The organism is Nocardiopsis sp. NPDC055879 (genome assembly GCF_053615935.1).
Window position 1 is genome coordinate 124,340 of the sequence record NZ_JBSHCT010000012.1, and the last position, 18,356, is coordinate 142,695.

The window sequence follows — 18,356 nt, forward strand, 5'->3', positions numbered from 1 at the left end:
GGCGGCCTCGCCGTGAGCCCCCTCCCGCTACAAGAGGGCGAACACGACGCACCAATGTTGTCACCCGCCACCGCACAGGTCCAGACCGGTGGCCGGAACCTGTCACTTCCGGGGGCTACCGGAGGCCCGGATGGGTGAGGGCCTGGGCGACCCGGCGCCAGTCCACATCGCTCAATCCGCCCGACTGGAGGTCCTCCACCACGGCCTTCAAGGTGCGCAGGTCGAAGTCGTCGCTGATGGGTCTGGTCCCGTCGCGGTGGTCGCGCACCAGCTCGGTGACGTAGAGGCGAAGGCGCTCCGATCCGTGACGTGCGTGCTCGCGGGCCTGGGCCTGCCAACGGGCGTCATGGGGGATCCAGGCCTCGATGACTTCGGTGGGGTCCGGATGCACCGGAGGCACTAGGACCTTCCGATCCATGAGGACGGTCGCCCTCGGACACCCAGGGGACGTAGACAGTTCCGGCACTTCTGGTTCACTCCGCCGTTCCAGGACCCGCAGTAGTCGCAGTACACGTGAGCTCCTCCCTGGCCTGCTCCTGCCGACGGTAAAGCCATTCGGGCTCCGATAGGGGCGGAATGGAACAAGTGCTCTGCACCAAGTCGGATCAGGCGATCGGGCCACCTCCGGGTCCGGGTGCGTGACAGGATTTCAAGTAACCCCCGAACACCGACGAACACCACCGAACGGGTGATGCCTCATGCTGTCCGCGGAGAAGATCGGCGACTACCTGGCCAGGTTGTCGGCCAAGGAACCGACCCCCGGCGGTGGAGCCGCGGCGGCGCTCCACGCGGCACAGGGAGCCGCCCTGATCGCGATGGTCGCCCGGTACAGCACCGGGGAGAAGTACGCCGAGCACGCCGACGACATCTCCCGGATCACCGAGAGCGCGGACGAACTCGTGGCCAGGTCCCTGGAGTGCGCCGACGCCGACGAGACCGCCTTCGGGGCCATGGGCGACGCCTACGGGCTCCCCCGAGGCACCGAAGAGGAGAAGGCCGCCCGCAAGGAGGCGATCTCCGACGCCGCCGCGGGGGCCGGTCGACCGCCGATGAGGGTGATCGCCATCGCCCGGAAAATCGTCGACCTGGCCGAAGAGCTGATTCCGATCGGCAACCGCAACCTGGTCACCGACCTGGCCGCCGCCGCGGACGCCGCTCGGGCGGCGGCCGGCACCAGCCGGGTGAACATCGAGATCAACCGGCCGAGCGTCAAGGACTCGGACATGGCGCTTCGTCTCTCTCAGTCGGCGGACGATGTCGACGCCGTCCAGACGGACGCCGACCGGGTGACCGAACAGGTGCGCGAGGTGATCCGCCGATGACCGTGCTCTCGGGCAAGGAGATCGCCGCGCGGATCCGGCGTGAGACAGGGGAACGCGCCGCCGAACTGAGCGAGCAGGGCAGGCCTCCCCGGCTGGCCGTGGTGGTGGCCACCGATGACGGAGGTAGTGCCTGGTACGTGAGCTCGATCGCCCGCGCAGCGGAGAAGGTCGGCATCGCCTGCGATGTCGTGGACCTGGGCGCGGACGCTTCAGCGAAGGTCATCGCGGATCGTCTCGACGAACTGGGTCGGGATCCGAAGGTGCACGGGATCATCCTGCAAACACCGCTGCCGGAGGGCGTCTCGGCATCGGAGCTCGCCGAACGGATTCCGGTCGACAAGGACGTGGACGGGGCCAACCCCGCCTCGCTCGGCCGGCTGGCCGCCGGGCTGACCGCGTTCGCGCCGGCCACCGCCGAAGCGGTGGTGGCGATCCTGGACCATCACGAGGTGGCCCTGGAGGGTGTCGAGGTCGCGGTGGTGGGCCGGTCCACCGTGGTCGGCAAACCCCTCGCCCACCTGTTGTTGGATCGGAACGCGACGGTCACCGTGTGCCATTCGCGGACGAGGGATCTCCCCGAGGTGTGCTCCCGTGCGCACGTGCTGGTCGCGGCCGTGGGTCGGCCGGCGCTCATCGGCGCGGACCATGTGCGATCCGGCGCGGTGGTGGTGGACGTGGGCACCAACCCGACCGAGGAGGGCGGCCTGGTCGGTGACGTCGACGCCGACGCGGTGTCGGAGAAGGCCGGGGCCCTCACCCCTGTTCCAGGTGGTGTCGGCCCGGTGACCACGGCGCTGCTGTTGCGCCACACGGTGGACGCCGCCTCACGCTGAGCCGTCGAGGGCCGGTCTCGACGCGTCCGACCGGGCGTGCGGGTCCGGCCCCGACCGAGGTCGAACCCGCGTGCCCGGGGTGGGTCGGAGGAGGGCCCGGGCGCGCGGGGGCGTGGGGGTCTAGACATGCTTGCGTTCTGATGTGCGCGGACGGTGGAGTCGGTGGAATCGGCGGCCTTGTTCGAGCCAGCCCTGCCCGTTGTCCAGACGATTCAGCGCTGCGGTCTCCTCCTCGTCCAGGGGACGGTTGGTGTCCTGACCGTGCTCGTCGAGGTCCGGGGTGTAGCGAGTCGGGTCGTAGGGCCGGCTCTGGCCGGTGTCGTCGGCTTTCACGGGGTCGCTCCTCGCTGTCGCGGTACCGCTCCGGGTTCGAGTTCGGGCGCCGGTCCCGGCGGTGGGCCGTGGTGCTCGCGTAGGCGGACTTCGAGGAGTTCGGGGGTGGGTTCGATCTCGGTGCGCCAGTGCGTGTGCGGGTCGCGGTGCACGGCGACCCACAGCCTTCCGGTGTAGGCCACCCGGTGGGTGCGGCCCCAGCGGTGGGCGAGTTCTTGGAGGGCTTCGCTCGGAAGGTGGCGGGCTCGGCCGTGGTCGTCGGTGTGGGGGCCGGGGTGGTCGGCCCGACCGATGCAGTACCAGTGTTCACCCCGCCCGGTGGCGCCTTGGGCCTGGCACAGTTCCATCACGCCGCCCGCCTTCCCGGTCGACGAAGGTAGGCGCGGATGGTGTTGCGCAGGGTGGCGAACTCGGCCCGCTCGTCCGGTTCCAGGTCGCGCACGTACCCGCGTACCCGGCGGCCTCGCCTGCGCACGGGCCCGGCTTCGGCCGGTGAAGGCGTGGTGGGTGGCGGGCCCGGAGGGGTGCGGTAGGCGTCCAGTTCGATGACCATGGCCAGGGCCCCGGGTCCGCGCTGGTGGTCGGGTTCGGTACGGATCCGGAATCCGGTGTCCTGGTCGCGTAGATCGATCACCGTGAAACCGGTGTCCTCGTCCACGGGTTCGGGTTCGGGGGCCGGTTCGGGCCGGTGATGCCTGCCCCTGGGGGCGGGGAGCACGGCGGCGTCGATTCCCGAGTCGAAGGTGCGGGCCCGGTTCCCCTCTCCCCCGACATTGCCTCCGAGTGCGGAGCGCTTCACCGGCAGGTCGACACGGTGATCCAGGGAGAAGGCGGACTCAGCGGCCAGGGAGCGGACGGCCAGCAGGTCGGCCGAGGCGAGGTAGGTCATCGCGTTCCCTCCACACGGGGTCCGAGGTGGATACCGATCGCGTCGATACGACTCCGGTGCGTCACGTCGGCAGGCAAGGGGTTCGGACAGCAGGGCGCCATGGGCGCGCACCTCCTGATGCAGGTGGCCGCTGGATGAGGACGGCCAGGTTGAATGCGTAGAGACATGATGCAATACACATATCAAAATTAGCAAGATGTGATTCGCACTTGGGCAATATGTCTGCTTTCCTGAGGCTGCCCTATGATCGTGCGAGCTAGGAGGTGACACAGCGTGGCCGACAGTAGATACAGCCCCAGTGCACGACGGCGACGTCTTTCTGCGCTTCTTCGCAACATGCGAGAGGAACGCAACCTCAAGATCGACTCCGTGAACAAGGAACTGGGCTGGTCTTCCGGCAAGCTCTCCCGCATGGAGCGCAACGAGTGGAAACTCCCCTCTGTGCGCGACATGAAGGATCTGGCCGAGCTTTACGAGCTGCCGGACGACATGCAGGAAGCCATCGTGTCTCTCGCGCGTGAGTCCCGAGTGCGCGGCTGGTGGGTCGACTTCAAGGACGTCCTACGCGGCGGCCTGGCCGACTTCGAGTCCGGCGCCAGCATGATCCGAACCTTTGAGGCGCTTCTCATCCCGGGCCTTTTCCAAACACCCGACTATGCCGCAGCAGTCCTCCGAGGCAGCCGAGTCCTCAGTGATGGGGACATCAAGCGCAAGGTGGCTGGGCGCATGCGCCGCCAAGAGATCCTCGCCTCCGAAGGCGCCCCTCACGTCTGGGTGGTCATAGATGAGGCGGCGCTCCGCAAGCGGGTGGGTGGAGACAAGGTGATGACCGAGCAGATTCGGCATCTCACCGCCATGGCGGAACGCCCGAACATCGACATCCAGGTCCTCCGCGATCGAGCTGGTTCGCATGCTGCCATGGAGGGCGCCTTCATGATCCTGGACTTCCCCGACCCGGCAGACCTGCCGTTGGTTTACATAGAGACCGCGACCGAGGACCTGTACTTGGAACAGCCAGAAGCGATCCAGAACTACGTGTCGATCTTCGGCCATATCTGCAGCTCGGCTGATTCCCCCGAGGACTCTGTCCAGTACCTGGAATCACTCATCTAGCAAGGACGACCATGGCTTCAACCACCCCCTTGAACTTTCGCAAGTCCAGCTACAGCGGCAGAGGCGACAACTGCGTGGAAGTCGCCGATCTCCCGAGGGGTTCGGCCGTACGCGATACTCAAAACCGCGCGGCCGGACATCTGTCCTTCTGCTCCACGGAGTGGACGGCACTGCTTGCGGCCACCTGCCACAAGCAGCCCTAGCCGAAACGGAAAGAAGGCCCCGACATCTCCGGTCGGGGCCTTCTTCGCATTCATCCGTCCGGCACCCTACCCGCAGCAGCCGTCCGGTGGAATGGGGTCTTGTCGCGACAAGGCCTCGAAGTGTGGGCAGCACGATGCCGTCGAAGGCCGAAGTTCCCCCGATACAGCCACGATGCGCCATGGGAGCAGGGCGCGTCACCTCCACTTTCCACAGGCTGTGGATAACTTCCGCGAGCCCGACTCCAGCGCGACCGGCTACGGCCGCGTTGAGGTCGCCGACTCCCACACCGGCACAGCGGTCCGGGATTCCGAACACTCGACCCAGGGGCGGCCGACCTCCCCTCTACCGAGTGGGCCTCGCTCATCAGGGCCACCGCAGGCTCGTAGCCGGTGAAGACGAAGACCCCGATCATCGCTTCGGTGTCGCGGTGAGAATCCCGCCCATGCCTCCCCCTGTGGCGGAGCGTCCTTGACCCGGGATGCAACCCATCTCCGCACTCCCCATGTGGACAAATACTCATGTATATCTTTATCTCGAATTGATGCGGTCTTCGGTTACCCTGACGAAGGCGGTCTTGGCACGAAGCGATCGGCGCAGATTTGATTCAGGGGATCTCGATCGCCGACCTGCAAATTGTCGGGAAGCGAGGCATCGAGAATTATCACTGTTCGATGGCGCATTTCTCTTGGTCGCACCGGCCGCCACCAGTCCGTATAGCATCAGATTGAGGTTTTATGAAGTCCTGGCGTTCTCTTGCCGCCGCCGGTTTCGTCGCATGCGCCGCCGCGGTCGTTCTTCCGCTGAGCGCGGGCACCGCGTCCGCCGCGGAGGCCGATTGGGACGTGGTCGGCGGAGCCTCCGGCACGATGGACGATTGCGTCGCCGAAGCCAAGGAATACCTGGCCGAGCCGTACGTGGACTACACCGAGTGGAAGTGCGAAACCAGTGATGGCTCCTGGACGCTCTTCGCTCGCTAGTCGCGCTGGTTCGAGAACAGCCGATCTCTTGTGAAAGCCTCTGCTGCGATGTGCCTTCGCAGCAGAGGCTTTTTCATTTCCTCCGGTGTTTCCCGGACGGTGGGGTCGGACGGATACCGGCAGGATGAGGACCGACGTCCTGTCGCGACGAGGCCATCACAGTGAGGGCAGCGCGATGCCGGCGGAGACCGAACTCCCCCGATACAGCCACCATGCGTCATGGGAGCAAGGCATGTCACCTCCGGTTTCCACAGGCTGTGGATAACTCCGACTCGCCACCTAATGTGCCGGCTACATCACGAAGGCATCGGTTTCCAGCCCGGGAAGTCGAGGTTCGCCCGGGTCAGTCGGCGGGACGCAGGTCCAGACTCCTCAACAACTGGGCGTTGAGCGCGACGATGATGGTCGACAGGCTCATCAGCACCGCACCGACGGCCGGAGCCAGGACGAACCCGATCGGCGCCAGGACACCCGCCGCCAACGGCACGGCGACGACGTTGTATCCCGCCGCCCACACCAGGTTCTGGATCATCTTCCGATAGCCCGCGTTGGACAGTTTCCGGACGGAGACCACACCTCGCGGGTCGTCCGAGGCCAGCACCACCCCGGCGGACTCGATGGCCACGTCCGTGCCCGCGCCGATGGCGATACCGACGTCGGCACGGGCGAGGGCGGGGGCGTCGTTGACCCCGTCGCCCACCATCGCCACCCGGCGGCCGCGCTCCTGAAGATCACGAACCACCGCGTCCTTCTGGTCGGGCAGCACCTGGGCGAACACCTCGTCGAGACCGAGCCTGCCGGCGACGGATTCGGCGACGTTGCGAGCGTCACCGGTCACGATGGCCACCCGCAGGCCCTGCTCCTTGAGTTGTCGGACGGCGGACGCGGATTCGGGTCGGATCTCGTCGGCCAGGGCCAAGGCTCCGAGGATGGCCCCATCGTCGATCACGTGCAGCACGGTCGAGCCCTGCTCCCGCCAGGGACGGGTGCGTTCGGCCAGTTCCTCGGGCTCGGTGAGCCCAAGGGACTCCAGCAGGGCGGGCCCGCCCACGTGCACGTCGATCCCGTCCACGGTCGCCCGAACACCGTGTCCGGGCAGCGACTGGAAGTCGGTGGCCCTGGGGAGCGAACCGGTCTCGAGGGCAGCGTCGACGATCGCCTTCGCCGAGGGGTGCTCGGAGTCGGCCTCCACGGCTCCGGCCAGGGACAACATACGCTCGGGCGACTCGCCGTCCATGGCGGTCATGTCCAGGACCGCGGGCGTGCCCTTGGTGAGGGTGCCGGTCTTGTCGAACAGCACCGTGTCCACCAGGCGGGTGCGCTCCAGTGACAGCCGGTCCTTGACCAGGATGCCGTTGCGCGCGGACAGGGTCGTGGAGATCGCGATGACCAGTGGAATCGCCAGGCCCAGGGCATGGGGGCAGGCGATCACGAGCACCGTGACGGTCCGTTCGACGGCCTGGCTCGAATCCCCGAGGAGGAGCCCCCAGACGAGCGAGGTGATGACGGCCGCGGACAGGGCGAACCAGAACAACAGTCCGGCCGCCCGGTCGGCGAGCGCCTGGGAACGTGAGCGCGACTCCTGAGCCTGGGAGACCAGGCGTTGGATTCCGGCGAGCGTGGTGTCGTCGCCGACGGCGTCCACCCGAACCCGCAGGGCGGAGTCGGTGGCGACGGTCCCGGCGACCACGCGGTCGCCGTGGGTTCGGGTGACCGTGCGGGACTCGCCGGTGATCATCGACTCGTCGACGTCGGCACGTCCCTGGAGCACGGTGCCGTCGGCGGGCACACGCCCCCCGGAACGGACCAGAACGGTGTCGCCGGCGACCAGTCGCGCGATGGGGATCTCCTCGACCTCACCGTCGGCGCCCACGCGTTCGGTCTGGTCGGGCAGGAGTTCGGCGAGTGCCTCCAACGCTCCGGACGCCTGGCCCAGCGCCCGCATCTCCAGCCAGTGGCCGAGGAGCATCACCACGACCAGGAGGACGAGCTCCCACCAGAAGTCCAGCTCCATGCCGACCACACCGAACGTGGCGAGCAGGCTGGAGCCGAAAGCGACCGTGATCGCCATGGCGACCAGGGTCATCATGCCCGGTTTGCGATCGCGCAGTTCGGCGGGCGCACCGGCGAGGAAGGGCCATCCGCCGTAGAGGAAGACGACGGTGCCCAGGAGCGGCGGTACCCAGGTGAGCGCGTCGGGGACGTCGTAGCCGAACCAGCCGGCCACCATGTGGCTGGTGAACACCACCGGAACGCTCAAGAGCAGGCTCCACCAGAACCGCTTTCGGAACATGGCGGCGTGGTCGCCATGGCCCCCGTGTCCGCCATGCCCGCCGTGCGCGTCATGGTCGTTGTGACCTTCGTGCTCACCATGGCCGTGATCGTGCCCCGTGTGATCGGGGTGACCGTGAGTGCCCGTGTTCATGTGTACATTCCTTCCCCCGCGAACCCCCTCTAGGGGTGCCTTCGGCGCGGATGTCCGCGGTGTCGCTCACTTCCTTCAACGAAACATACCCCCTAGGGGTATTCCGAATCGAGGCGTGTTCCCCGAAGAAAAAGGAGCGCCCGTCGATCTCCTCGACGGACGCTCCTCATGTCCTTCTCTCGAACCTAGGCCGCGACCTCGGATTCCTTTCCGTACCAGGGCCACCAGTGGACGGTGTGTCCGTGCGGGATCATCCGGTCCAGACGGATCGTCAGCCGCAACGCGAACCCCCCGGCGATCATCCCGGCCAGCAGGTCCGTGAACCAGTGGAACTGTAGGTAGATCGACACGGTCGACTGCAGTAACGCGATGCCCACGATGCAGTACGCCAGGCGTTTGATGATGTGTGGTCGGGCCGCGCCGAACCTGATGATCAGGAACAGCACCAGCCCGTAGATGAGGATCGCGTTGGCCCCGTGCCCCGATGGGAAGGCCACGTTCCCCGTCCCCGCGAAGAAGTCCGGGTCGTGGTACTTGGCGTGCCCCCGGTTGATGAACAGCTTCATCACCGAGACCATCGACATCACCCCGAAGACGCCGCCCGCCCCCAGGATGATCGGCCGCCAACTCCGGTGCCAGTAGGCCAGCTGGACCGCGGTCACGCCCAGGACCGGCAGGGCCACGTAACGGGAGGCCACGTTGTCCGGCCAGTAGATCAGCGGCTCGCGCAGCGCGTCCCAGTAGGGCCGATACGCGTCGTTGAGGAAGTTGTCGACCGGGTGCAGCGGCCCGGCCGCGAGCATCGTCACGACGATGAGCGCCACGAAGAGCATGATCGCGAGTCGGTCCGAGGCGAGCCCCCACGCGATCTCGCTCACGCTCGGCCACTTCACGGCGCGCACGACCGGCGGCCCCGGGGCGAGCTCATCGGCTCGGACCACGGGTATGGGACCGCTGTACGGACCGGGTTCGGGTCTGCGCCGTTCCGGTTCGTGAGGCGGAGGTTTCTGTCTGGACCGTGTGTGCCTGGCCCTCGGAGAATGCGTCATGTGCTCAGTGCTGTCTCACACGTCGTGGGCTTGCCTGTGGCACTGCTGAGGCGTGGGGGACGGGCTAGCCGCGGTTGTCGGACTGGTTCTGACGGCCTCGGGGTCGACACCTGGTGTTGGTAACGTACCGAGGGGCGTTTTCCTCCCCCCGCACCCGGTTCGACGACCGAACCTTCAGGCTGGTTCGCGGTGTTCGCGACCGGCTTTTCGCAGGTTCGGCATTCCAAGGCGAACAGATCGTCGTCATCGATGTCCCCCACCCGCGCCGGCCCCACTCCAATTCCGTTCACGCAGGTCAGGCGCCATCTTGAGCTGTGGCCGTGACGTCCACTACATTTCATCCGGCCTTTTCCAGATATCGCCGACAGGTGAGCCTACCCGGCCACGCTATGCCATTGGCGCCTCGACGACACGAATGTGATCCTTCTACCTCGGACTTTGCCGAAGCCTCCCCCGGCCGATTCGACCGCTTCACCTGACCGCGATCCGTTCGTGAGGCTTTCGTTAGCGCCCCGTGCCCGAAGGTCCGGTCGACCCACCCGGGTGTGGCACTCTTCAAAGAGCTTGTCAGACAGTGGTGTGCGGGCCTCGAAGCCGGTCGCACCCGGGACGGAGAACGGAAGGGCCCTGGATGGTCGACCTCCCGCAGTTGCCGGATGATCCCTCGAAACTGGCCCGTGAGCCGTTGAGGGAGCAGATCCGGCAGGTTCTGGTCGAGGGCCTGTTGTCGGGTCGTTGGCAGCCGGGCGAGCGCATCGTCGAACGGCGGGTCGCCACCGAACTCAAGGTGAGCCAGGCGCCGGTCCGCGAGGCCCTACGCGAGCTGGAGACACTGCGTCTCATCGAGACCGTGCCCAACAAGGGCGCCAGGGTCCGGGCGTTCGGTGTCCAGGACATGGCGGAGATCTATCCCGTGCGTGCCGGCCTGGAGCTCGTCGCCGCCCAGTTGGCCGCTCCGCGTCTGGCCCAGGACCCGTCGCCGCTGGAGCGCGAGGTGGAGGCCCTGCGGGACGCGACGGCCAGGGGCGACGTCACCGACCAGATCCGGCACAGCGTGGAGTTCCACCGCGAGGTCGTGCGGGCCGCGAACAACAGCGTGCTGTTGCACACCTGGGAGTCCCTGGGCGTGGAGGTGTGGACCGCGCTCTCGGTGCGGTGGCTCGACATGGAACTGCACGCCAAGGCGGCCGACCACGCCCAGATCACCAAGGCGTTCCGTGAGGGAGACCCCTCCGTCGGCCAGATGCTCAGCGACCACGTCCTGAACTACGTCGAGGCGGCGCTGAAGACCCACGAGGGCAGGCACTGAAGGAACCCGATCCGGACCGGGTCTCGGTGCCGGGATCCGGGGTCGATCTGGTGTTATGCGCGAAACTTCGGGTATCTCCCGTAAAGTTGTATTGATCGATCATCGATCAGAACGTAGAGTGTGCGCGACACACGTCACACCGCTACACGCGTACGCCCTGGTGGCACGGTGTCGTTCATCCGGCCGGTGAACGAACTCGGACCACCTCTCCGCGCATGCTTACCGCCCTCCAGACCGGGAAGCAATGCCCTCAAGGGTTTCGGCGCGACAACTGCACACGCGACCCGACTCACTTCGCGTCCACACGCGGGCCCCGCCACGGCCCCGATGGACGCTCCCCGCAACAGCCACTGTGTCGCCGCCGATGAGCCCGGCGGCGACACACGCTCGGGCCACGCCTGACAGCGGGGCCCGAGCGGGCCAGGCCACCCGACCCACAGGTCGGAAGGGCAGGCCTTCTCGTACGTAGAAAGGCACGACATGGCTGACACGGCCAAGCCGAAGGGCGGGACCGCACGGGCCTCCACGGCCAAGCGGCGCACCCGCAAGGACACGACCGGTCTCGGAAACGAGAAGCCGGAGACGCTCCTCGACTACTACCGCCAGATGCTGTTCATCCGGCGCTTCGAGGAACGCACCGGCCAGGCCTACACCCAGGCCCGGATCGGCGGTTACTGCCACCTCAACCTCGGCGAAGAGGCCACCGTCGTCGGTCTGATGACGGCCCTCCAGGAGCGCGACTACCTGTTCACGAACTACCGTGACCACGGGTACGCGATCGGCAAGGGCATGGACCCCAAGCGGGTCATGGCCGAGCTCTACGGGCGCGTCGACGGCGTCGCCAAGGGCTGGGGCGGGTCGATGCACATGTACGACACCGAGACCCGCATGCTCGGTGGCTACGGCATCGTCGGCGGACAGCTGCCGCTGGCCACCGGCGCGGCGCTGGCCGTCACCTACCGCGGCGGTGACGAGGTCGTCATGTGCCAGATGGGCGACGGCACCACCAACATCGGCGCCTGGCACGAGTCCCTCAACATCGCCAAGCTGTGGAACCTGCCCATCGTGTTCGTGGTGATCAACAACTTCACCGGCATGGGCACCACCGTCGACATGGCCTCCGCCGAGCCCGATCTGTACAAGCGCGGCGCCGCCTTCCGCATGGAGGGTGAGCGGGTGGACGGCCGCGACGTCCTGGCCGTGCGCGACACCACCGCCAGGCTGGTCGAGCGCGCTCGCGAGGAGCAGACCCCGTTCCTGCTGGAGGCCTGGAGCTACCGGCAGAAGGGCCACTCCGTCGTCGACCCCGCCAAGTACCGCACCGAGGAACAGAAGGACGAGGCGCGGTCCGACGAGAACGACCCCATCACGATCTTCGACGCCCAACTGACCAAGGCCGGCGTCCTCACGGACGAACTCCGCGAGGAGATCGCCGCCTCCGTCAAGGCCGAGGTCGCCGAGGCCGCCGACTTCGCGGAGAACAGCCCGCACCCGGACCCGTCCACGCTCTTCGACTACACGTACGCCACCCCGGTTCCCAACGAGTCGCGGCGCATGCCCGCCGACCCGGTGTTCGCGGAGTAGGGAAGGAACCAGTCACATGTCCGTGATCACATACCGCCAGGCTCTGCGGGACACTCTGCGCGCCGAGATGGTGCGCGACGAGAACGTCCTCGTCATTGGCGAGGAGATCGGTGTCTTCGAGGGCTCCTACAAGATCACCGAGGGTCTCCTCAAGGAGTTCGGCCCCCGGCGCGTCAAGGACACCCCGATCGCCGAAGAGGGCTTCGTCGGCGCGGCCGTCGGCGCCGCCATGCTCGGTCTGCGCCCCGTCGTCGAACTCATGACGATCAACTTCTCGCTGATCGCCATCGACCAGATCATCAACCACGCCGCCAAGATCTACGGGATGTTCGGTGGCCAGACCAGCGTTCCGCTGGTCATCCGCACCCCCGGGGGCGGCGGCCAGCAGCTGGGCGCGACCCACTCCCAGAACATCGAGCTGTTCTACTCCTTCATCCCCGGCCTCAAGGTGATGGCTCCCAGCACCCCGGCCGAGGCCTCCTCGATGCTTCGCGCGGCCATCCGCGACGACGACCCGGTGCTGTTCCTGGAGAACCTGGGCCTGTACAACTCCAAGGGTGAGGTCCCCGACGACTACGCCGAGCCCGAGAACGACAACGCCGCCACCATCGGGCGTGCCGCGGTCACTCGCGAGGGCAGCGACATCACGCTGATCGGCTACTCCCGGATGGCCATGGTCGCGAACCAGGTCGCCGAGAAGCTGGCCAAGGAGGACGACATCAGCGTCGAGGTCGTCGACCTGCGCAGCCTGCGTCCGCTGGACCGGCAGACCTTCGTGGACTCGGTCAAGAAGACCGGTTCCGCGGTCATCTGCGAGGACGACTGGCTCACCTACGGGATCGGCGCGGAGATCGCCGCCTCGATCCAGGAGGGGGCCTTCGACTACCTGGACGCTCCGGTTCGTCGAGTGGCGATGGCCGAGGTGCCGATGCCCTACGCCAAGCCGCTGGAGACCGCGGCCCTGCCGTCGATCGAGTCGATCAGCACCGTGATCAAGGAGACCCTGAGCGCCGTCGGCAAACGGGTCGGGTAGAGGGAGATTCAATGAGCGAGATCCACATGCCGCGCCTCTCCGACACCATGGAGGAAGGCGTCATCTCCACCTGGGTGAAGAAGGTGGGGGACAAGGTTTCCTCCGGTGACGTGCTGGTCGAGATCGAGACCGACAAGGCCGTCATGGAGTACGAGGCCTACGAGGACGGTTACCTGGTCAAGCAGACCGCCTCCGAGGGCGACACCGTGGCGATCGGTGAGGTCATCGGCATCATCGGCGACTCCCCGGACGCGGTGCCCGAGGAGTCGGGTGGCTCTGACGCTCCCGCGGCCGAGGAGAAGGCCGCCGAGCCCGAGGACGAGGCCAAGGGCGAGGACGAGCCCGCCGAGGCGACCTCCTCCGCCCCCGCCGAGCCCACCGCTCCGGCCGGCGACGTCGACGGCCCGCGTCCGCGCACCTCCCCGCTGGCCCGCAGGCTGGCCAAGGAGTACGGCCTGGACATCACCAAGGTCCAGGGTTCCGGCCCCAAGGGTCGGATCGTGCGTGCCGACATCGAGGCCGCGGCCAAGGACGGGCACGCCGCCAAGGACGCCCCCGCCGCGGAGAAGGCCGCTCCGAGCGCGCCCGCCGAGGCGTCCGCGGCGCGGTCCTTCGACGACGGTCGCGACTCCGAGGAACTCAAGACCAGCAACGTGCGCAAGGTGATCGCGCGCCGTCTGACCGAGAGCAAGCAGACGGTCCCGCACTTCTACCTGCGTCGCGCGATCGACGCCGAGGCCCTCAAGGCCTTCCGTGCCCAGATCAACGAGCAGCTGTCGAGCACGGGCGTCAAGATCAGCTTCAACGACCTGATCGTCAAGGCGTGCGCCACCGCGCTCAAGCTCCACCCCGCGGTCAACACCTCCTGGGTGGAGGACAAGCTGGTCCAGCACCACCGCGTCAACGTCGGTGTGGCGGTGGCCGTGGACGCCGGTCTGGTCGTTCCGGTGCTGCACGACACGGACAAGGCCACGCTGTCGGAGATCTCCACCCGCACGCGTGACCTGGCCGGCAAGGCCCGCGACAACAAGCTCAAGCCGCAGGAGATGAGCGGCGGCACGTTCAGCGTGTCCAACCTGGGCATGTTCGGCGTGGACAGCTTCTCCGCGGTGATCAACCCGCCGGAGGCCGCGATCCTGGCCGTGGGCGCCATGCGTCCGGAGCCGACGGTCGTGGACGGTGAGGTGCGGGTGCACAACCGCATCTCCCTGGAACTGTCCGTCGACCACCGTGCGGTGGACGGCGCCGTCGGCGCCGCGTTCCTCAAGGACCTCGCCGAGATCCTCGAAGAGCCCATGCGGATCATCCTGTAGGTCATCGGCGACGCTTCCGTGCGTCGGCGAAGTCGAACGCCCCGGTCGGGCCCTCCGGCCGGGGCGTTCGTCATAGCCGGCATGATCGACGCATCACCATGGAAAGGCCGCACAGTATGACGAACCACCTCTGGTCCGCCGAGCGGATCAGCGCCCTCGGCACGCTGCTCTGGAATGTCGACCCCGGGAAGTGGACCGAGGCCGACCTGTCTCGGATGGCGGTCGAACAGGGCTGGCGTTGGGAGGCCGGAGAGTGGGGGCCGATCCTGCGCACACGCTCCTACGGTGACCCGTGGTTGCGCCCGGTCGACGACTTCATGGAGATCCACGTGACCCGCGAGGAGTACGTGGGCCTGCACTTCCCGTTGGGGCGGGTCGGAACCGGGGCACGGGAGCAGGTCGAGGCGTTCCGTGACGCGGGCCGTGCCCTGCGCCAGGGGTTGGGCGAACCGAACGTCATCGGTTCCGACGACGAGAGTCCCTTCCATGGTGAGATCCCCTACTGGGGTGCTCCCTTCCTGCGCTGGCGCCGGAGCGATCACAGCCTGGACCTGCGCGCCGGCCGCGATGGCCCGGTCCTGTGCCTGGTCCCGACCTCCCCCGCCGAGGGTTGGTACTGGTACCAGCGTGAGCACGGGGGTGATGTGACCGCCGGTTTCCTCGGGGTGTCCATGACCGGCGACGTCGGCGGCATGTCCATCGCGGGGATCACCCGATTCGACGACTGGAAGCCCTACGCGCGCCGGTTGGTCGACGTCTTTCGCGACATGCCGTCGGAACTGACCGCGATGGACCACGAACGTTCCTTCGGCTTCCACGGTCGCTTCCCCGGTAAGGAGGGCGGTCCCTGGGTCTTCCACTTCGAACTCGGTGAGCACGTGTGCTTGGGTCTGGACCGGGTCGCGGCCGACGCGCTACGGAACGATCCCGAGGCGCCCGACCCGGAGGAATTCGGTTGGGTCGAGGCCACCGCGGAACGCCATCTGGAGATGGAGGTCACCCACGTCTCTCCCGCCTACCGCTTCGACGAGGTCAACGCGGTGCGCCTGGCGATGCTCGTGTTGGAGACCGCCGAGGCCCTGGGGATCCGCACCCCCGAGGACCTCTCCCTGACCGACAGCGGCGACACCGTCCCGATGCCCGGCGGTGGGTGGCGTGAGGCCTATCGGATCAGCGACTACGGGCTCTGTGTCACCGGTAATCCCTGATCCGGGCGGTACCGTCCGCCCATGAGCCTTGTACTGCACCTGACCGAGCTCTCCCGGTGGTCGATCGGCGGGGACGTCGAAGCCACGTCCTTGGACACCGAGGGATACCTGCACGCCTCCCCCGACGAGGCGACCATGCTCGCCGTGGCGAACGCCTTCTACACCGACCCGGCCGAACCCCTGGTCGTCCTGGTGGTGGACACCGACCTGCTGGACGCCGAGGTCCGTTGGGAGTCCGCCGCCCCGGTCCCCCCACCCGGGGTGGGCTCCGACGTGCGCTTCCCCCACATCTACGGTCCCATCCCCCGTCGCTCCGTGACTTCGGTGCTGCGGCTCGTCCGTGACGCGTCCGGACGCCACACGGCGTTGGAGGAGAGCCGGCCGCCCACCCCGTGAGTGTGAGCTCGACCGGTCGTCGTTACGACAAGCCGTTTTGGCTACACAGTGTTTTGGCGACAGGGCGACAGGGCGACTTGGCGACAGGGCGACTTGGCGACACGTCGCCTTGGAGACAGAGCGACTTGGGGGTCGAGGAACATCGGAACAGGATCCGGCGCTGAGCCAGGATCGCCTTCCGAGGAAGCCCTTACTTCTGGAAACACACGGACCGGGCGGCCCCACCGCGCCCCCGATCCTCCGGCGGATCCGGCGGGGGAACTCGCGCCTTCGCCGCCCCGCCGGCTCCGGTCCCCGAACCGTTCGCCGACCTGCTACCGCGGGCCGCAACGGGGCGGTCCGACATCAACACCGCGAACAGCGGCGTTCCCTGGGGCGAAGGCTTCTCACACTTAGATGTGACCTCACCGGCCGGCTTCGCCCTGTCGGCCTCGCCTCTCAGGAGCACGCAGCCCGTTCGGCCATGGGCGCGTTATCCCAGGTACGAGCTTTTTGTGTTATTTGCGCAAACAACACACAGAATATTCATCGTGGAACGTTCCGCTCCTAGGCTTCCTGTGACCTGCAACGCATTGGAAGGGGAGCGCGGGATGGACTCGCACACTGCGGAACGGCCGGCGGTCGCCACGCGAGAGGACCACGGCCTCGGAACCGTCGTAGCGCCGCACGAGCAAGCGGTGCGGGCGGGGATGACCATGTACGAGCACGGCGGCAACGCCGTGGACGCGGCAGTCGCCGCAGCACTGGTCAGCGGCGTCATCGAGCCTGCCGAGACGACGCTCGCGGGGTGCGGGTTCGCCGTGCTGGCCGAGGACGGCGCCGATCCGGTCGAGATCGACTTCGGACCGAAGGCACCGATCGGGGCATCCGCGACGATGTTCGAACTGGAGGAACGGGAGGGAGGGGCCCAGGCCCCGGTGCTCGGGCTGGCGACGGTGGCCGGGAACGCCAACGTCGACGGTCCGCTCGCCTCCGGTGTGCCCCGGACGCTGCTTGGACTCCTGACGACGCACGCACGGTTCGGGCGTCTGCCCCGCACGGTCGTCCTGCAACCGGCGATCGAGGCGGCGCACACCGGGTTCGCGCCGGACGCCTGGTTCATCACCTCCGCGCTCGGCGACATCGAGCGACTGCGCAGTGACCCGGTCGCCAGAGAAGTCTTCCTGGACGGGCGGGGGCTACCGAAGGGCGCCGGGACGGATGCCGGATACGGACAGTCCTTCGCCGCCTACCCCATGATCACCCAGCCCTTGCTGGGACGCACGCTCGAAACCGCCGCACACGCCGGCCCCGACGTCCTGGTCGACGGCGAGATCGCCGACGGGCTGGTTCAGGCCTCTCGTCAACGAGGCGGTCTACTCACTCCCCAGGACCTCCGCGCGGCGGAACCCGCGGTCCGGGCCGCGCGCCGGCTCCGTTACCGGGGATCGACCGTCGCCGCCCCACACGCCCCCTCCGGAGCGCTGACCGAACTCCAGGCGCTCAATGTCTGGCAGCGGGTCCGCCCCGGGGCAGGCCTGCCGACCGCGTCCGGCGCCGACCTTCGGGCGCTCGCCCTCACGCTCCGGCACGCGTTCGCGGACCGCTACCACTGGCTTGGCGACCCCGCGGTCCGCGAGGTCCCCGTCGAAGAGCTGCTGTCGGACGCCTACGCCGACGAACTCGCCGAGCAGGTCACCGAAGGGAGCGACGTACCGGGATGGCGGGAGGGCGCGCCCTGGCTGACCTACGCCTCGCGCGCCGCACACGACCCCCGGGCCACCGGTTCAGGGCTCCGCTCGACGCGGAGTTGGTCACCCGCCGGGGCGACTCGGCCGACGAGCGGCACCACGCACATCTCGGCGGCGGACGCGCAAGGGCGCGTCATCAGCATCACGCACACCGCGGCGAACCACTTCGGTAGCGGCATCGTGTGCCCTCGTACCGGGTTGCTCCTCGACTCGGCGATGGCCTGGTTCAACGCGGCCCCGGGGGCCGCGAACAGCATCGGCTCGGGCGCTCGCGCACTGGCGAACATGGGTCCCGTCGTGGTGCTCGGCGACGACGGGACCAAGGCCGCGATCGGGGCGTCCGGCGGGCGCCGGATCGTGAGCGCCGTCACCCAGCTCGTGATCGCGCTGGTCGACGGCGGCTCGTCCGCGAGGGAGGCGCTGGCGGTACCGCGCATCGACGCCAGCGGTAGATCCCTGGTGGTACCGGGCTCACTGCGAGGGCTCATCGGCGACCTCGGTGACCTCGACCCGTTCGTCCCCGCGCACTCCAACGACCCGTTCCCCATGGACTTCAGCCGTCCGAACATCGCCCGCTCTCTGGGTGGCGGACGCACCGAGTCCGCGATCCTCGCGTCCCACTTCAACGTTTAGGAGCA

General features: G+C 67.9%; 18 protein-coding genes. 12 read left to right on the plus strand and 6 right to left on the minus strand.

Features of this window, described 5'->3' with window-relative positions:
- Positions 1-115: 115 nt before the first annotated feature.
- Entirely contained in the window at positions 116-400 is a 285-nt protein-coding gene (locus ACWGKS_RS16190) for a hypothetical protein (RefSeq protein ID WP_358508532.1), read from the minus strand.
- 298 nt (positions 401-698) lie between these two features.
- Between ACWGKS_RS16190 and ACWGKS_RS16195 the strand changes: the two genes are divergently transcribed.
- Entirely contained in the window at positions 699-1,322 is a 624-nt protein-coding gene (locus tag ACWGKS_RS16195; protein WP_452456119.1) for a cyclodeaminase/cyclohydrolase family protein, read from the plus strand.
- The gene (locus ACWGKS_RS16200) at positions 1,319-2,155 is read left to right on the plus strand and encodes a bifunctional 5,10-methylenetetrahydrofolate dehydrogenase/5,10-methenyltetrahydrofolate cyclohydrolase (RefSeq protein WP_452456118.1); all 837 of its coding nucleotides are present in this window, start codon (positions 1,319-1,321) and stop codon (positions 2,153-2,155) included. Before ACWGKS_RS16195 ends, ACWGKS_RS16200 begins: the two co-directional genes overlap by 4 nt.
- 120 nt (positions 2,156-2,275) lie before the next feature.
- On the opposite strand, the gene ACWGKS_RS16205 is transcribed toward ACWGKS_RS16200, so the two are convergent.
- The 3 genes from ACWGKS_RS16205 to ACWGKS_RS16215 are packed head-to-tail and all read right to left on the minus strand — an operon-like array spanning position 2,276 to position 3,377.
- Complete coding sequence (locus tag ACWGKS_RS16205; RefSeq protein WP_452456117.1) at positions 2,276-2,488, minus strand: hypothetical protein; 213 nt, start codon at positions 2,486-2,488, stop codon at positions 2,276-2,278.
- The gene (locus ACWGKS_RS16210; protein ID WP_452456204.1) at positions 2,485-2,835 is read right to left on the minus strand and encodes a hypothetical protein; all 351 of its coding nucleotides are present in this window, start codon (positions 2,833-2,835) and stop codon (positions 2,485-2,487) included. Before ACWGKS_RS16210 ends, ACWGKS_RS16205 begins: the two co-directional genes overlap by 4 nt.
- Positions 2,835-3,377 carry a hypothetical protein gene (locus ACWGKS_RS16215; protein WP_452523039.1) on the minus strand — a complete coding sequence of 181 codons (543 nt, stop codon included), beginning with the start codon at positions 3,375-3,377 and terminating at the stop codon, positions 2,835-2,837. Before ACWGKS_RS16215 ends, ACWGKS_RS16210 begins: the two co-directional genes overlap by 1 nt.
- Positions 3,378-3,650: 273 nt before the next feature.
- Here ACWGKS_RS16215 and ACWGKS_RS16220 point away from each other — a divergent pair, with 273 nt between their 5' ends.
- The 3 genes from ACWGKS_RS16220 to ACWGKS_RS16230 all read left to right on the plus strand — a co-directional run bounded on the left by ACWGKS_RS16220 (position 3,651) and on the right by ACWGKS_RS16230 (position 5,671).
- Positions 3,651-4,490 carry a helix-turn-helix domain-containing protein gene (locus tag ACWGKS_RS16220; RefSeq protein WP_452456115.1) on the plus strand — a complete coding sequence of 280 codons (840 nt, stop codon included), beginning with the start codon at positions 3,651-3,653 and terminating at the stop codon, positions 4,488-4,490.
- Between the two features lie 11 nt (positions 4,491-4,501).
- Positions 4,502-4,693, plus strand: coding sequence for a DUF397 domain-containing protein (locus ACWGKS_RS16225; protein WP_452456114.1), 192 nt, complete (start codon positions 4,502-4,504; stop codon positions 4,691-4,693).
- A gap of 735 nt (positions 4,694-5,428) precedes the next feature.
- On the plus strand, positions 5,429-5,671 hold the full coding sequence (locus tag ACWGKS_RS16230; protein WP_358508547.1) for a hypothetical protein: 243 nt from the start codon (positions 5,429-5,431) through the stop codon (positions 5,669-5,671).
- A 343-nt stretch (positions 5,672-6,014) separates the two neighbouring features.
- On the opposite strand, the gene ACWGKS_RS16235 is transcribed toward ACWGKS_RS16230, so the two are convergent.
- Together ACWGKS_RS16235 and ACWGKS_RS16240 are read right to left on the minus strand one after the other, a co-directional pair.
- The gene (locus ACWGKS_RS16235) at positions 6,015-8,096 is read right to left on the minus strand and encodes a heavy metal translocating P-type ATPase (RefSeq protein ID WP_452523042.1); all 2,082 of its coding nucleotides are present in this window, start codon (positions 8,094-8,096) and stop codon (positions 6,015-6,017) included.
- Positions 8,097-8,281: 185 nt separating this feature from the next.
- A complete protein-coding gene (locus ACWGKS_RS16240) occupies positions 8,282-8,998 on the minus strand; it encodes a phosphatase PAP2 family protein (protein ID WP_452523084.1) in 717 nt (238 codons plus the stop codon).
- 778 nt (positions 8,999-9,776) lie between these two features.
- Here ACWGKS_RS16240 and ACWGKS_RS16245 point away from each other — a divergent pair.
- The 7 genes from ACWGKS_RS16245 to ACWGKS_RS16275 all read left to right on the plus strand — a co-directional run bounded on the left by ACWGKS_RS16245 (position 9,777) and on the right by ACWGKS_RS16275 (position 18,351).
- The gene (locus ACWGKS_RS16245; RefSeq protein WP_358508549.1) at positions 9,777-10,454 is read left to right on the plus strand and encodes a GntR family transcriptional regulator; all 678 of its coding nucleotides are present in this window, start codon (positions 9,777-9,779) and stop codon (positions 10,452-10,454) included.
- Positions 10,455-10,934: 480 nt separating this feature from the next.
- Positions 10,935-12,038, plus strand: a complete 1,104-nt coding sequence (gene pdhA / locus ACWGKS_RS16250) for a pyruvate dehydrogenase (acetyl-transferring) E1 component subunit alpha (RefSeq protein ID WP_358508551.1) — start codon at positions 10,935-10,937, stop codon at positions 12,036-12,038.
- A 16-nt stretch (positions 12,039-12,054) separates the two neighbouring features.
- The gene (locus ACWGKS_RS16255; protein ID WP_304077291.1) at positions 12,055-13,071 is read left to right on the plus strand and encodes an alpha-ketoacid dehydrogenase subunit beta; all 1,017 of its coding nucleotides are present in this window, start codon (positions 12,055-12,057) and stop codon (positions 13,069-13,071) included.
- An 11-nt stretch (positions 13,072-13,082) separates the two neighbouring features.
- A complete protein-coding gene (locus ACWGKS_RS16260) occupies positions 13,083-14,384 on the plus strand; it encodes a dihydrolipoamide acetyltransferase family protein (RefSeq protein ID WP_358508554.1) in 1,302 nt (433 codons plus the stop codon).
- 116 nt (positions 14,385-14,500) lie between these two features.
- Positions 14,501-15,592: a hypothetical protein gene (locus ACWGKS_RS16265; protein ID WP_452523045.1), complete on the plus strand. Its 1,092-nt coding sequence runs from the start codon at positions 14,501-14,503 to the stop codon at positions 15,590-15,592.
- 21 nt (positions 15,593-15,613) lie between these two features.
- On the plus strand, positions 15,614-15,988 hold the full coding sequence (locus tag ACWGKS_RS16270) for a DUF952 domain-containing protein (protein WP_358508558.1): 375 nt from the start codon (positions 15,614-15,616) through the stop codon (positions 15,986-15,988).
- 590 nt (positions 15,989-16,578) lie between these two features.
- Positions 16,579-18,351: a gamma-glutamyltransferase gene (locus ACWGKS_RS16275; RefSeq protein WP_358508560.1), complete on the plus strand. Its 1,773-nt coding sequence runs from the start codon at positions 16,579-16,581 to the stop codon at positions 18,349-18,351.
- The last annotated feature ends 5 nt before the right edge of the window (positions 18,352-18,356 follow it).